The organism is Rhodococcus sp. 114MFTsu3.1, from assembly GCF_000383555.1.
GTDB lineage: Bacteria > Actinomycetota > Actinomycetes > Mycobacteriales > Mycobacteriaceae > Rhodococcoides > Rhodococcoides fascians_E.
Genome location: NZ_KB911557.1, coordinates 30,130 through 43,479 on the forward strand (window position 1 = coordinate 30,130; position 13,350 = coordinate 43,479).

Annotated in this window: 13 protein-coding genes; 10 read left to right on the plus strand and 3 right to left on the minus strand. The window is 64.5% G+C overall.

Annotated features, from left to right (window positions below; genetic code table 11):
* The first annotated feature begins 41 nt into the window (after positions 1-41).
* From H292_RS0121610 to galK, 3 genes are read left to right on the plus strand one after another with little or no spacing between them, the layout of a single operon-like run.
* Positions 42-824: a DeoR/GlpR family DNA-binding transcription regulator gene (locus H292_RS0121610; RefSeq protein ID WP_019667681.1), complete on the plus strand. Its 783-nt coding sequence runs from the start codon at positions 42-44 to the stop codon at positions 822-824.
* On the plus strand, positions 821-1,906 hold the full coding sequence (gene galT / locus H292_RS0121615; protein WP_020112691.1) for a galactose-1-phosphate uridylyltransferase: 1,086 nt from the start codon (positions 821-823) through the stop codon (positions 1,904-1,906). The genes H292_RS0121610 and galT overlap by 4 nt, the downstream gene beginning before the upstream one ends.
* Positions 1,903-2,997 carry a galactokinase gene (gene galK / locus H292_RS0121620; RefSeq protein ID WP_020112692.1) on the plus strand — a complete coding sequence of 365 codons (1,095 nt, stop codon included), beginning with the start codon at positions 1,903-1,905 and terminating at the stop codon, positions 2,995-2,997. Before galT ends, galK begins: the two co-directional genes overlap by 4 nt.
* Positions 2,998-3,005: 8 nt before the next feature.
* Here galK and H292_RS27295 read toward each other — a convergent pair whose 3' ends face one another.
* Positions 3,006-4,373: an MmgE/PrpD family protein gene (locus H292_RS27295; protein ID WP_020112693.1), complete on the minus strand. Its 1,368-nt coding sequence runs from the start codon at positions 4,371-4,373 to the stop codon at positions 3,006-3,008.
* Positions 4,374-4,519: 146 nt separating this feature from the next.
* Between H292_RS27295 and H292_RS0121630 the strand changes: the two genes are divergently transcribed.
* Positions 4,520-5,332, plus strand: a complete 813-nt coding sequence (locus H292_RS0121630) for a cyclase family protein (RefSeq protein ID WP_020112694.1) — start codon at positions 4,520-4,522, stop codon at positions 5,330-5,332.
* A complete protein-coding gene (locus H292_RS27300; protein ID WP_020112695.1) occupies positions 5,329-6,741 on the plus strand; it encodes an MmgE/PrpD family protein in 1,413 nt (470 codons plus the stop codon). Before H292_RS0121630 ends, H292_RS27300 begins: the two co-directional genes overlap by 4 nt.
* Positions 6,742-6,783: 42 nt before the next feature.
* Here H292_RS27300 and H292_RS0121640 read toward each other — a convergent pair whose 3' ends face one another.
* Complete coding sequence (locus H292_RS0121640) at positions 6,784-7,623, minus strand: HpcH/HpaI aldolase/citrate lyase family protein (RefSeq protein ID WP_020112696.1); 840 nt, start codon at positions 7,621-7,623, stop codon at positions 6,784-6,786.
* Positions 7,620-8,519, minus strand: a complete 900-nt coding sequence (locus H292_RS0121645) for an IclR family transcriptional regulator (protein ID WP_331271175.1) — start codon at positions 8,517-8,519, stop codon at positions 7,620-7,622. The genes H292_RS0121640 and H292_RS0121645 overlap by 4 nt, the downstream gene beginning before the upstream one ends.
* A 163-nt stretch (positions 8,520-8,682) precedes the next feature.
* On the opposite strand from H292_RS0121645, the gene H292_RS27305 reads away from it, so the two are divergent.
* The 5 genes from H292_RS27305 to H292_RS0121670 are packed head-to-tail and all read left to right on the plus strand — an operon-like array spanning position 8,683 to position 13,349.
* Positions 8,683-9,903 (plus strand): ABC transporter substrate-binding protein, encoded by a 1,221-nt coding sequence (locus H292_RS27305; protein ID WP_037138952.1) that lies wholly within the window; start codon positions 8,683-8,685, stop codon positions 9,901-9,903.
* A complete protein-coding gene (locus H292_RS0121655) occupies positions 9,900-10,889 on the plus strand; it encodes a branched-chain amino acid ABC transporter permease (protein WP_020112699.1) in 990 nt (329 codons plus the stop codon). Before H292_RS27305 ends, H292_RS0121655 begins: the two co-directional genes overlap by 4 nt.
* Positions 10,886-11,929 (plus strand): branched-chain amino acid ABC transporter permease, encoded by a 1,044-nt coding sequence (locus H292_RS0121660; protein WP_037138575.1) that lies wholly within the window; start codon positions 10,886-10,888, stop codon positions 11,927-11,929. Before H292_RS0121655 ends, H292_RS0121660 begins: the two co-directional genes overlap by 4 nt.
* Entirely contained in the window at positions 11,926-12,648 is a 723-nt protein-coding gene (locus tag H292_RS0121665; protein ID WP_020112701.1) for an ABC transporter ATP-binding protein, read from the plus strand. The genes H292_RS0121660 and H292_RS0121665 overlap by 4 nt, the downstream gene beginning before the upstream one ends.
* Entirely contained in the window at positions 12,645-13,349 is a 705-nt protein-coding gene (locus H292_RS0121670; RefSeq protein WP_020112702.1) for an ABC transporter ATP-binding protein, read from the plus strand. The genes H292_RS0121665 and H292_RS0121670 overlap by 4 nt, the downstream gene beginning before the upstream one ends.
* The last annotated feature ends 1 nt before the right edge of the window (position 13,350 follow it).

Below are 13,350 nucleotides of genomic sequence, written 5' to 3' on the forward strand. Positions count from 1 at the left end.
GCACCGATTCAGTCGTGCCCCGAAATCAGAGGTAGGTGCCGATGCTGGCAGCGGAACGACACTCCGCGATCCTGGCGGCGCTGCATACCGACGGCGCAGTCAAGGTGGTCGAACTGGCCGATCTCCTGGGCGTCTCGGAGATGACGATCCGGCGTGATCTGGACGTTCTGGACGAGCGTCAAGTGCTGCGCAAGGTCCACGGCGGTGCGATCGTGCGAGGGAACCGAGGTATCGAGCCACCGTCGACGGCGAAGGCAGCACGGCAGCACGCCGAGAAGGTCGCTATCGGCCGTGCCGCCCTCGGAGCAGTCGAGGACGGAATGACCATCGCCGTCAGTGCCGGCACCACGACGCTGGAACTGGCGAGACTGCTCAGGGGCCGCGACGCCATCACCGTTGTCACCAACTCGATTTCGATCTTCCAGGAGCTCACCGGGCACCCCGACGAGCCCAATCCTGTCGTCTACCTCACCGGCGGCTCACGCACCCCGTCGGACGCGCTCGTCGGGCCGATCGCCAACGCAGCTCTCGACGTGTTCCGCGTCGACGCAGTGTTCCTCGGTGTGCACGGTTTCGACATCGAATCCGGCTTGACCACACCGAACATCGCCGAGGCCGAGACCAATCGTCGGCTCATCGCAACCAGTCGACGATTGTTCGTGTTGGCGGACAACACCAAGTATCGAGAAGTGGGCACCAACGTGTTCGGGCGAATGTCGGACATCGACACACTCGTCGTCGACGACGGTCTCGACGTGGCCGACAGGGCCGCGCTGGCGCCGCACGTGGAGAACATCCTGGTAGCCGAGACGGAGAAATCATGACCACGCAGCACCCCGTTCGAGCCGATCTCGCCGACGGCCGGGAGATCCTCTTCTTCTCGTTGCCCGGCCACGTCGCTCACCCGGTTCCGGACGTTCGACCTCTGGCCGCGCGACCGAACGGGGCGCAGTCGGAGGTACGGCGTGACCGTCAGACCGGTGATTGGGTTGCGATCGCGGCGTTGCGGCAGGACCGCACGTACAAGCCGCCCGCAGATCAGTGCCCTCTGTGTCCGTCGCCGGGCGGAGACCGAAGTGAAGTTCCCGCAGCGGATTACGACGTGGTCGTGTTCGAGAATCGCTTTCCGAGCCTGTCGCACGCAGGCCCCGATGCACCGATTCTGCACGACGGTGATCTGCAGGCTCCCGGAATCGGGCGCTGCGAGGTCATCTGCTTCTCCAGTGATCACACCGCGTCATTCGCTGATCTGTCTCACGACCATGCACGTCTTGTCGTCGACGTGTGGCGCGAGCGAACCGCAGATCTGTTGGGACGCGACGGTATCGAACAGGTCTTCTGTTTCGAGAACCGAGGGGAGGACATCGGCGTCACGTTGTCTCATCCGCACGGGCAGATCTACGGGTACCCGTACCTGACGCCGCGGACGACGTCGATGCTGCGTCAGGCTCGCGAGTTCGCCGCGGTCCACGGACGCAACTTGTTCGCCGACATTCTCGGGCAGGAGATCGCCGACGGTCGTAGGGTGCTGGTGTCCGGCGAGCACTTCACGGCATTCGTTCCGTTCGCGGCTCGCTGGCCCGTCGAGGTGCACATCTACCCGAATCGACACGTCCACAGTCTGTTGGATCTGACCGAGGACGAACTCGACTCGCTGACCGGCGTCTACCTCGACGTTCTGGGCCGTTTCGACAGGATGTATCCGGCACCGCTGCCGTACATCTCGGCCCTGCACCAGTATCGGTCCGACGGAATCCAGGCGGACGGGTACTTTCACATCGAGCTGATGTCGGTGCGACGGTCGGAGACCAAACTCAAGTACCTGGCCGGATCCGAATCGGCCATGGACGCGTTCATCACCGACGTCACCCCCGAGCAGATGGCCGACAGATTGAAGGCATTGTGACCACGCACACGGCGTACGCGCCCGGGCGGATCAACCTGATCGGCGAGCACACCGATTACAACCTCGGTTTCGCGATGCCCATCGCGCTCGAGGAACGCACCACGGTGACGTTCGAGCCGGACGGGTCGGACCGAATCACGCTGGCCAGCGACGAAGAGGGCGTCGGTTCCGCGTTCGACGTGACCGCGCAGCCCGGCGACGTCGACGGCTGGGCGTCCTACGCGGCCGGTGTGGTCTGGGCGCTCGCGCAGGCGGGACACCCCGTCGTCGGAGGCGCGATGAGCGTTCACAGCGACGTGCCCATCGGAGCGGGTCTGTCCTCCTCGGCGGCCCTCGAATGCGCCGTGCTCCTGAGTATGAACGCGGCCACCGGCACCGAACTCGACCGTCTGGACGTCGCACGGCTCGCGCAGCGCGGTGAGAACGATTTCGTCGGTGCGCCGACGGGCCTGATGGATCAGTTGGCGTCTCTGGGCGGCGAGGTCGACCGGGCGCTGCTCATCGACTTCGAGACCTCGTCCGTCGAACCGGTTGCGTTCGAGCTCGACGCGCACGATCTGGTACTGCTGGTTGTCAATTCCAATGCAGCGCATCAGCACTCGACCGGGGAGTACCGGGCACGTCGCGAGTCGTGTACCCGCGCGGCGCGGGAGCTGGGTGTCGAAACACTGCGAGACGTGCAGGGCGAGGACGTTCTGGAGCGGATAGGGGATTCGGTCGACCGGGCGAGAGTTCGTCACGTCCTCAGCGAGAATCAACGCGTACTCGAGTGCGCGAAAGCCATGGCGAGCGGTGATTTTCGTCGAGTCGGAACTCTGATGGACCAGTCCCATGCCTCGATGCGCGACGACTTCGAGATCACCACACCCCACATCGATCTCATCGCCGAATCACTCGGTGTACACGGAGCTCTCGGCGCACGCATGACCGGGGGCGGCTTCGGAGGATGCGTGATCGCACTCGTTCCGGCACCCGACGTCGACCGCATCACCACATCGGTGACGTCCGACATCGCCGAGCGGGGTTTCCCGGACCCGACGATCTTCACCGCCCGGGCCGGAGCGGGCGCGTCGGTGTGCGCGGAAATGTAGGCGGTAGCCTACATTTCCCCGCACAAAGGGATGGTGGACAGCAGCGCGGCGATATCGTCGGTGGCTGGTAGGCGGTCGACGAGAGCGGCGAGTCGGTCGGCATCGGTCGAGCCGATGAGCCGTGCGATCTTGCCGTGGACGGCGTCGTAGTCCATCGGGAAATGGTCGACGTCGCCGACGGGATTGGGTGTGGAGGCGCTGACGACGTCGCCGCTGCGCAGCACCACCGTCACCTCGGCGGCCCGTCGCTGGGGGAGCAGGACGTCCAATTCGTCGGCCGAGTTCACGCTGACGCGGGCGCTGAATCGCCCGGCCTCGCGGAACGTTCGCCCGTCGGGATCGAGGGCCTCGCTGTCGATCGCGTCGCTGACGAACGCCGCAGCAACGACGAAGGGCAACGAGAACATGGCACCGAGGCGCGTGTTCGGGTGTCGCTGGAACAACGGCTCGGCGAGTGAATGAGTGCGCACCCGGACCGATTCGACGTCGTCGGCTGTCCAGGATGCGGTCGACCGCAGACTTTGTACGGCGTCGACGGCCGCGTGCGTGTAGGAGCAGCTTGCATGCTGTTTCGCATATCCCTCGAGCGTGAGCCACCGATCGCCGAGCCCCTCCGTGAGACGATCCAGATCGAGCGTGCCCACGATGTCACCGAGTGTGTGCGCCACGGCACCGGAGTTGTGCACGAGGCCGGCGGACGCCAGTCGCGATGCGTCGAGCCCAGCTCGTACGGCCCCGGCCATCCACAAGTTTCGCGCGAAGTTCCCGTCGAGCACGACGGCCCACGGGGCAACGTGCACGAGGGCCGACGACGCATCGATCGCTGCGGCAACGCGGTTCGTGTCGGCTCCGCGGATCGAAGCGGCGGCGGCGGCGGCTCCCGTCGCGCCCCAGTGGCCGTGCGTATGCCAGCGAGGGTCGCGGGTGAGTGCGTAACCGAAGCGGGCAGCCACCTCGTATCCCGCCAGGACTGCGGCCAGGAACGCCTGACCGTCGACCGCAGCAGGGGACAGGCGCGCCGCCGCGATGGCGGCCGGAACGACGTGGGCAGCAGGATGCCCCGCCGCATACTTGTTCCCCTCGTCGAGTTCGAGACAGCACGACGCGATGGCGTCGAGTTCTGCGGCCGACTCGACGGTGGTGGCGTTCGTGCTCCCCAGCGGGATCGTTCTGCCGGCGTCCGTGTGCCAGGCCGACGTCAGTGCCTTCATCTCTGTCGTGCGTGCACCAGCGACGGTGACACCGAGGAGGTCCAGGAGGATCGTCCGGCCTCGGTCGGCAAGTGCAGGCGGAAGCCCGCCATCGCGTAGATGGCACACCATGATCGCCAGTTGCTCGTTGCGTTCCGCTGAAAGAAACGTAGTCTCATCGGTCATCTTCGAACCGTACGAAGTCGATTACGGTCTGTCCAGGGACGATCTGCGGTGCTAGCCTGAGTTTTACCGCAACCCTCTTCGAAATTGTGTTTCGTTGAGCGGAACGGTCATCGAAGACGTAGAGCTCGATCGAAGGAGACAAGGCGATGCCCGATCAACTCCTCCAGGCCGTTCAGGCCGGGGTGCAGATCGTCGACCTGGGAAGGCAACTGCGGGTAGGAATGCCGCAATCTCCCAACCATCCGCAGTTCTGGCACACGTTGCCCAGGCGGCACGGTGACATGACGCGGTCCGACGGTGGCAGTGCCGCCAACGACATGATCACGACGGGTACGCACGTCGGAACACATATCGACGCACTCGCGCACGTGTCGCACGACGGGAAGTTGCACGGGGGTGCCGATGCCGGCCAGTCGTGCCTCGGCGGGAAGTATGTCGAGCACGGTGTCCATACGATCGCTCCGATGATGCGGCGCGGCGTTCTGTTGGACATCCCCGCGGTGCTCGGGGTCGGCCGATGCGACGGCGGCTACGAGATCACGGTCGCAGACCTGGACGCAGCATGTGACGCCGAGGGAATCGAGGTCACCGAAGGTGACGTCGTCTTGATCCGGAGCGGCTGGGGACAGCTCTTCGACGAGGGGCAGGCCTACGTCGGCGGACCGTCCGGCGTGCCGGGAGTCGGTGAAGCCGGCGCGCAGTGGCTCGCTGCCAGAAAGATTCACGCTGCCGGAGCAGACACGATTGCGTTCGAGCGACTCGCGCCGGGTGGCGGCCACGCCCTGTTGCCTGCGCACCGAGTGCTGCTCGTCGAGAGCGGCATCTACATCGTCGAGGCACTCGATCTCGAAGAGCTGTCGGCGAAGAAGACGTTCGAGTTCACGTTCGTTCTCGTGCCATTGAACATCTTCGGCGCAACCGGATCTCCGGTCCGTCCGCTGGCGGTGAGCAACGCATGACCGATTCAACCTTGGCGCAGCACATCGCGCGGTTCGCGGCGAACACCGATGTCGACGACCTGCCCGACGATGTGATCAGCAGTGTCGGCATGCGCGTTCTGGACACGTTGGGCATCGCGATTGCCGCGACGGACCTCGACACGTCACGGGCGGCCATCGCCTGGGCAACCGAGCAGGGCGGTGCGGCAGCCGCTTTCGCAATCGGGGTCGAGAGCGCACTGCCAGGACCGATGGCGGCGTTCGTCAACGGGGTCCTCGCCCACTCGCTCGACTTCGACGACACCCATCTGCCGTCGATCCTGCACCCCAGTGCCAGCGTTGTCCCCGCAGCTCTGGCCGCCGCTCAGCAGCACGGCGCCGACGGAAGAACCCTGGTCCGCGGCATCGCCATCGGGCTGGAAGTCTGTGTTCGACTCGGTATGGCGGGATTCGATCCCGAAACGAAGAACTCTGTGTTCTTCGAACACGGCCAACATGCGACGTCGATCTGCGGCGCGATGGGCGGCGCCGTCGCGGCGGCGGTCATAGGCGGGGCATCGGAGGACACGATCGTCGACACTCTCGGAATCGCCGCGTCGATGGCGTCGGGAATCATCGAGGCGAATCGCACCGGTGGAACCGTCAAGCGCATGCATTGCGGGTGGGCGGCGCATTCCGCACTTGCCGCGGCAGGTCTCGCGCGACACGGGATCACGGGCCCTCCGACCGTGTTGGAAGGTCGATTCGGGTTCTACGAAGCGTGGCTGCACCAGCCTGCCAGGGCCTCCGAGATCGTCGACGGTCTCGGCGAGGAGTGGGCGGTTCCGGCCATCTTCTTCAAGCCGTACCCAGCGAACCACTTCACGCACGCCGCTGTCGACGCAGGTGCCGCGCTTCGCCGACGCGGGATCACGCCGTCGGATGTCACGAAGTTGGTTCTCGGTGTGCCCGCGGCGAATCTGCGGACCATCGGTGAACCCATCGACGTCAAGCGCACGCCCACAACGGGGTACATGGCGCAGTTCAGCGGACCGTATGCAGTGGCCGTCGGTATGTTCGGCGGCGGCGGTCTAGGCGCCGCGCTCGAGGACTACTCGGACGCCCACGCCAACGCGGCGGATCGTCGCGACTTGATGGCCAAGGTCGACGTCGTGCCGGATCCGCAGTGCGACGCCATCTTTCCGCATCAGTTCCCGGCGGTGCTGACGGCGACGCTGACGGATGGATCGATCGTGGTGGAGGAGGTCCTCACTACCCGCGGTGGTCCGCAGCGGCCGTTGTCCTTCGACGAGGTGTCAGCGAAGTTCCGCGCGAACGCCGGGCCGTACTTGTCGGAATCGGAGCTGACGGAACTCGCCGCTCGGTGTCAGGCTTTGTCCGAGCTCACCGATGTCGGAACGCTGCTCGAGCCGTTGACTCGGGTGGTCTGATCTCCGGTGGCACGGTCTGCCCGTCGACCGTGCCACCGGGCTTCACGCGCGGTCCAGGATCTCGCGAGCTCCGCGCACGACGGCCTCGTCCACGAATCGGCCCTGGTCGTCCACCGTCGGACCGCCCTGAGCCAGATCGAACAGCTCGATCAGGCGGTGCGCTCGGGCGACGTCGTCCCCGGACGGAGTCAGCGCTGCGTTGATGACCGGAACCTGCTTGGGGTGCAGGGCAGTTCGTGCGCGAAAACCCATGTTCACGAAGTGCGCTGTAGTTTCGACGAAGCCGTCGAGGTCACGGAAGTCCGTCGACGTCGGGGCAACCGGTGCTGCGAGAGCTGCAGCGGCGCATCCCACGACGACTTCCGACCGCAAGCCGTCGATCACACCTGCAGTCTCGGGCGTTCGGGCTATCCTCAGGTCGGCGAGCAGGTCCACCTCGCCGATACCGAAGGTCCGCACCCTGCCGCGCTCGGCCATCCGGGGGAGTGACCGCAGTGCACCCGCAGTTTCGATCAGCCCGATGACTCCGAGGTGATCGAGACCCCGCTTCTCTTCGAGTTCGGTGAGCATCGAATCCGCCTGCGCCACTGCGTCGACCGAACACTTGGCGATCATGATCCCGTCGACGCCGGTCCTGGCCGCGGCATCGAGATCGGCGGCCAGAAACTCAGGCGTGACGCGTACCCACACCTGCGTGCCCGTGAATCGTCGAGACTTCAGCCACTTCGCGACGTCGCGTCGTGCACTGTCTTTCCGATCCAGTGGAACCGCATCCTCCAGATCGAGAATGATTGCATCGGACTCGCCGTCGATCCCCTTGTCGAAGAGTGACGGCTTGACCGCGGGAACGTAGAGGAACGACCGTGGAACGGTGAGAGTCATCGAGCGGCTCGAGCTTCCAGTAGGTGAGTGATCGACCGCGCGGCATTGACAACCTGGCGGGCATGGGCGAAGTGCTCGTCGTCGGCGGTGGACGAGTAACGGAAGGCGGGTCCGGAGGAGCTCACCGACCCGAGAACGTGTGCAGCGCCGTCGAAGAACGGCGCTGCGATGGACGCAGCCCCGGTCTTGCGTTCGTTGATCGACGTCGCATACCCGAGGTCGCGGATCTCGGCGAGCCGGGAGAAGAATGCATCCGCGTCGGTATCGGGGTTGCTGCTCGAGAGTTCACCCAGTGCTTCGACGGCGAAGTGTTCGGGAAGAAATGCAAGGATCGCGCGGCTGGAGGCGCCCGAGTGCAGCGGGTACTGAGGCCCGATCTCGACGACCATCTTGACTTCCTGCGGGCTCTCGTATTGGTCGAGGTAAACCCGTCGGTGACCGACGAGCGCGGACAACGTCGCCGTTTCGCGGGTTTCCGCGCGGAGTGCTCGCAGCACCGGTGCCGCAATCGTTCGGACGTCGAGCTGACTCCATGCCTTCGTACCCAAACCGATTGCCGCGGGTCCCAGTGAATACGTCGACTCGCCTGCCATGGGCTGAACGATCGATCGCGAAGCGAGGGACTGCAAGATGCGGTGTACGACGGCCTTGCTCAGGTGCAGGCGTCGAGCAATCTCGGATACGCCCAGCGCGCGATCGGATTGGGCGAAGGCCAGCAACACGTCGGCAACACGATCTGCCGACTCTGTGCCGGTTGATGTTTCGGCAAGGTGTCGTGCACTCGGTCTGTTGTGGCTCGGCGGCATGACCATGCGGGCCATCCTTCCCGATTGGAGGGGAACGTGCGGCGATACGGTACGAGGTGCCCTGTCCGTTCCGCTGAGCGAACCATACACTTAACAAGAAAGTCACGATAGACCCTGTTGTAAGGCCGTGACGCGTGCCATACTCGGACGCAGGGAATTTGATCACCGTTGGTCCGGTGCGCTGAGCGGAACGCTCTGAGCGACGGGCAGCGGTTCGACTCGGTGCCTAGTGGGCGCGAAAGGCAGAATCGCAATGAAGAAGCTCGTAGGCGTGTTGACAGCCGTCGCGGTAGTGGGAGCAGCAGCGTGCGGATCGTCGTCGGGGTCCGACGACTCCGGCGCCATCAAGATCGGGTCCGTTCATCCCACGACCGGCGCCCTTGCGGGTGTCGGCGGGTTGATGAACGACGGTGCGGCACTGGCAGTGGCGGACATCAACGCGGCCGGCGGCATCGCCTCGCTCGACGGACGCCAGTTGGAGCTCGTTTCCGGTGACAGTCAGGGCAAGGCAGAGGTCGGGCAGAGCGAGGCTCAGCGCCTCATCGACGACGGGGCCGTTGCACTGATCGGTACGTACCAGAGCGACGTGACTCAGAACGTCGCATCCGTCGCCGAGCGATCTCGCGTGCCGCTCGTCATCGACGTCGCAGTCGACGACAAGATTCTCGATCAGGGGTATCAGTACTCGTTCCGTATGCAGCCCAACGCTTCCAGCATGGGTACCGACGGGGCGAAGGCACTGGCCGCAATCGAAGAGCAGACCGGCCAGACCATCGACAAGGTGTCCTACTTGCACATCGAGGGATCGTTCGGAGACAGCGTCTTCGATGCCTTCGAAGCAGAAGCTGCCAACCAGGGCATCTCCTCGGTGCAGGAAATCACCTATCCCGCAACCAACTTCTCGGACGCAACCACTCAGGTTCGCGAAGCCGCGGTGAGCAATCCCGACGTCATCGTGGCCACCGGCTACTATCCGGACGGACTCCTCATCGCCAGAGCGGTCGAGCAGCTCGGCTTGAACGTCAAGGGCGTGTACGGAATCGCCAACGGCGCGTTCGACGACAGCTCGTTCCCTGCCGACGCGGCAACGGCGGGTGACGGTGTGCTGAGTGCCAACTATCACTACGACGCAACGAGCGAGCGCACCAACGAGATTCGAGCTCGATTCGAGGAACAATTCGGTCGCCCGATGGAGACCGCCTCGATGTTGTCCTATCAGGCTGTCGAGGTCATTGCGGCCGGACTCGAAGGCGGCGCAGACGCCGATCCCGAAGCACTGCGCGAGGCGATCGCGGGCATCTCCATCGAGGATCCGCTGCTCGCATTCGACGGACCGATCGAGTTCGACGAGACCGGTCAGAACAAGAACGCGACCGTCATCGTGATGCAGGTTCGAGACGGTGCCATCGCGCAGGTCTTCCCGGAGGAATTCGCGACGGACGCAATCCAGTTCCCGGTAGGAGCCGGACAGTGACTGCGGCACCCACGACCAGCGCCGCCACGAAGCGCAGCGGCCTCGTCGGTTCCAACCCTGCGGTCACCGTGGGTGGCGCCATCGTCGTGATCATGGCCGTCATCTATCTGGTGGGTGGAAAGGACCAGGGACTCGTCACACAGTCCGTCGTTTCGGGCCTCCTTCTCGGCGGCGTGTACGCATTGATCTCGGTCGGTCTGACCCTGATCTTCGGTGTTCTCGGCATCGTCAACTTCGCTCAGGGTGCAATGCTGACGATGGCGATGTACATCGTCTATGTACTGTCGACGGCGGGTATGCCTGTCTATCTGGCCACCGTTCTCGCAGTGCCGGTGATGTTCGTCTTCGGCATGATCGTGCAGGCGACGCTGCTGACCAAGCTCACGATCAGCGGTAGCCACGACGGACCGCTCCTCGTGACTCTGGGCCTCTCGCTCCTCATCATCAACGTGTTGCTCATGGTCTTCGGCGGTCGGCCACAGTCCGTGCAGGCGCCGATCGACGGCTCGTTGTCGATTCTCGGCGCCGTCGCATCGTGGCCGCGGGTGCTCGCCTTCATCGGGGCCGCCATGGTCGCGGTAGCGCTGACCGCCGTGCTCAAACGCACTCCTCTCGGATTGTCGATCCGGGCCGTGGCGTCGAACTCCGAGGGTGCCAAACTTGTCGGCGTCGACATCGGCCGTGTCTACGCGCTGACCTTCGGTATCGGTGCCGCCTGCGTTGCCGTTGCCGGGGGATTGATGACTCCGTTCACCAGTCTCACGCCGTCCGTGGGTGAGCAGTTCACCATCCTGGCGTTCGTCATCGTCGTGCTCGGCGGGCTCGGAAGCGTCGTCGGTGCGGTTGTCGGAGGACTGGTCATCGGATTGGTACAGACGGTCGGCGCGCTCTACCTCCCTGGAACCGGTTCGCTCATCCTGGTGTTCGCGGTCTTCATCCTCGTCCTGTTTCTCAAGCCCGAAGGATTGTACGGAGCCCGCCGATGACAGCCACTGTGTCAGCACCCATGAATGCACCCGACGACGTCCGGCTGAAGGACACCTGGCTGCGACGCCAAGTGATCACTCTCGCCGTCGGATTCGTCGTCGTCGCCGCACTTCCGCTCGTCCTCGGCGAGCAAGCGCAGACCGTTGCCGTGCGCACGCTCATCTTCGGCATCATGGCCGTCGCATGGAACATCATGAGCGGCTTCGGTGGCATGTTCAGCTTCGGCCACGCAGCATTCTTCGGCATCGGCGCATACACCGGCGCCTACCTGCTGGTCGATCACGGCATTTCACCATGGATCTCGATGGTTGTCGCTGCTGCGCTCTCGGCATCCGTCGGCACTCTGCTTGCCTATCTGTGCCTGCGGTACCGACTCGCCGGGTCCTACTTCGCATTGGCCACGTTCGCCTTCGCGCAGATGTTCTTGCTGCTCGTGCAGAACCTCGACGTCTTCAACAAGACCGAGGGCTTCAATGTACCGATTCTGCCGCGTGATTCGTGGTGGATGTTGCAGTTCGAGAAGGGCAGCGCCAACTACATCTGGATCCCGTTGGTCATCCTCGCGCTCGCCGTGCTCGGCACGATCTTCTACGTGCGTTCGCGTGCCGGGCAGTTCGTGCAGGCCGTCCGTGACGACGCCACTGCCGCTGCGTCGTTGGGCATCGACACCATGAAGTACCGACTGATCGCCGTCGCAGCCAGTTGCGCACTCACCGCCGTAGCCGGTGTCTATTACGTGCAGTATTACTTCTTCGTCGGGCCGGAGCAGGCGTTCGGCTCTGCGGTCTCGGTCGAGGCCATCGTCCCGGCCGTCATCGGTGGAATCGGCACCATTTGGGGGCCGGTCATCGGCGCGGCCGTGATCGGTCCACTGTCCGAGGTCATCAACGAGCTCCTGCGCAACCCACCGGAGTTCCTCGGATTCCTCGACGGTGCCATCGGTCTGGACGTGGCCGTCTACTCGGTGATCCTGATTCTGATCGTCATCTTCCTGCCCAAGGGCATCTTCGGCACTGTCCGAGAGAGGTGGTTTCGATGAGCCTGCTGTCCATCGAGGGCTTGAGTAAGTCGTTCTCGGGTATCCATGCCGTCCGCGACGTCACTCTCGACGTCCCGGAGCACGAGTTCCTGGGCATCATCGGACCGAACGGAGCCGGAAAGACCACCCTGTTCTCGCTGCTCTCCGGCGAACAGCCGCCCACCGAAGGTCGCGTGATCTTCGACGGTACCGACATCACGGGGTGGCCCGCCAACAAGATCGCGCGCAGCGGACTCGTACGCACGTTCCAGTTGATGCGACCGTTCGAGTCCATGTCGGTGCTGGAAAACGTCACTGTCGCAGCATTGTCCAAGCGTCGCTCACGCAAGGATGCCCGCAAGCACGCTCTCGAGGTACTCGATCGAGTGCAGCTCTCGGACCACGTCGGTGGCAAGGTGTCGGCGATGTCGACGGCCGGCCTCAAGCGCCTCGAACTGGCCCGGGCGCTGGCGGTGGAACCCCGCGTGGTGCTGCTCGACGAGGTTCTCGCCGGTCTGGTGCCGGCGGAGCGGGCGCCGATGATCGAGCTGCTTCGAACCCTGCACAGCGAGGGGCAGACCGTCCTCTTCGTGGAGCACATCATGGCCGCCGTCATGGCCCTGTCGGAGCGGCTCGTGGTGATGCACGAGGGAGCAGTGCTGACGTCAGGAGATCCACGGACCGTCGTCGAGGACAGTCGCGTCGTCGAGGCATATCTCGGTGAGGAGAAAACCGCATGATGCTCGAGATCGACAACCTGCACGCCGGCTACCGACGACTGGAGATCCTGCACGGACTCGACCTGTCCATCGAGCAGAACGAGATAGTGTCGCTCATCGGGGCGAACGGTGCGGGAAAGACGACGACGCTGCGCGCACTGTCGGGACTGGTCGCGCCGACTGCGGGTCGAATCATGCTCGACAGCACACCCATTCATGGAATGCGCGCCGATCGTATCGTGCAGGCGGGCCTGGTTCACGTCGCGCAGGACCGCGCGCTGTTCGGGAGCCTGCCGGTCGTCGAGAACCTCGAGATGGGTGCTTACACGCAGAAACGCGCATCGGTGAAGGCGTCGATGGACCAGGTGTTCGACCTGTTTCCCATCCTCGCCGAGCGTCGCGGCCAACGTGCCGACACCATGTCCGGCGGTCAGCAACAGATGTTGGCGATCGGCCGGGCGCTGATGGCGAAACCGCGAGTGCTCACGCTCGACGAACCGTCGGTCGGTCTCGCCCCCAAACTGGCAGCACAAGTTCTCGAGGCGATCGTACGGATCCGAGACACCGGAGTGACCGTGCTGATCGTCGAGCAGAATGCGGCCCAGGCTCTGGACATCTCGGATCGCGCGTACGTGATCGAGAGCGGCTCGATCGTGCTGACCGGTACGGGTTCCGAGCTCGCACACGACGATCGCGTCAAGGCTGCCTACCTCGGTATTTAGG

What these genes read in the sequence shown, in the direction of transcription:
- H292_RS27300 (WP_020112695.1), top strand. Translation starts at nt 5,329, where the DNA reads ATGACCGATTCAACCTTGGCGCAGCACATCGCGCGGTTCGCGGCGAAC.
- galT (WP_020112691.1), top strand. Translation starts at nt 821, where the DNA reads ATGACCACGCAGCACCCCGTTCGAGCCGATCTCGCCGACGGCCGGGAG.
- H292_RS0121640 (WP_020112696.1), bottom strand. Translation starts at nt 7,623, where the DNA reads ATGACTCTCACCGTTCCACGGTCGTTCCTCTACGTTCCCGCGGTCAAG.
- H292_RS27295 (WP_020112693.1), bottom strand. Translation starts at nt 4,373, where the DNA reads ATGACCGATGAGACTACGTTTCTTTCAGCGGAACGCAACGAGCAACTG.
- H292_RS0121610 (WP_019667681.1), top strand. Translation starts at nt 42, where the DNA reads ATGCTGGCAGCGGAACGACACTCCGCGATCCTGGCGGCGCTGCATACC.
- H292_RS0121660 (WP_037138575.1), top strand. Translation starts at nt 10,886, where the DNA reads ATGACAGCCACTGTGTCAGCACCCATGAATGCACCCGACGACGTCCGG.
- H292_RS27305 (WP_037138952.1), top strand. Translation starts at nt 8,683, where the DNA reads ATGAAGAAGCTCGTAGGCGTGTTGACAGCCGTCGCGGTAGTGGGAGCA.
- H292_RS0121630 (WP_020112694.1), top strand. Translation starts at nt 4,520, where the DNA reads ATGCCCGATCAACTCCTCCAGGCCGTTCAGGCCGGGGTGCAGATCGTC.
- H292_RS0121670 (WP_020112702.1), top strand. Translation starts at nt 12,645, where the DNA reads ATGATGCTCGAGATCGACAACCTGCACGCCGGCTACCGACGACTGGAG.
- H292_RS0121665 (WP_020112701.1), top strand. Translation starts at nt 11,926, where the DNA reads ATGAGCCTGCTGTCCATCGAGGGCTTGAGTAAGTCGTTCTCGGGTATC.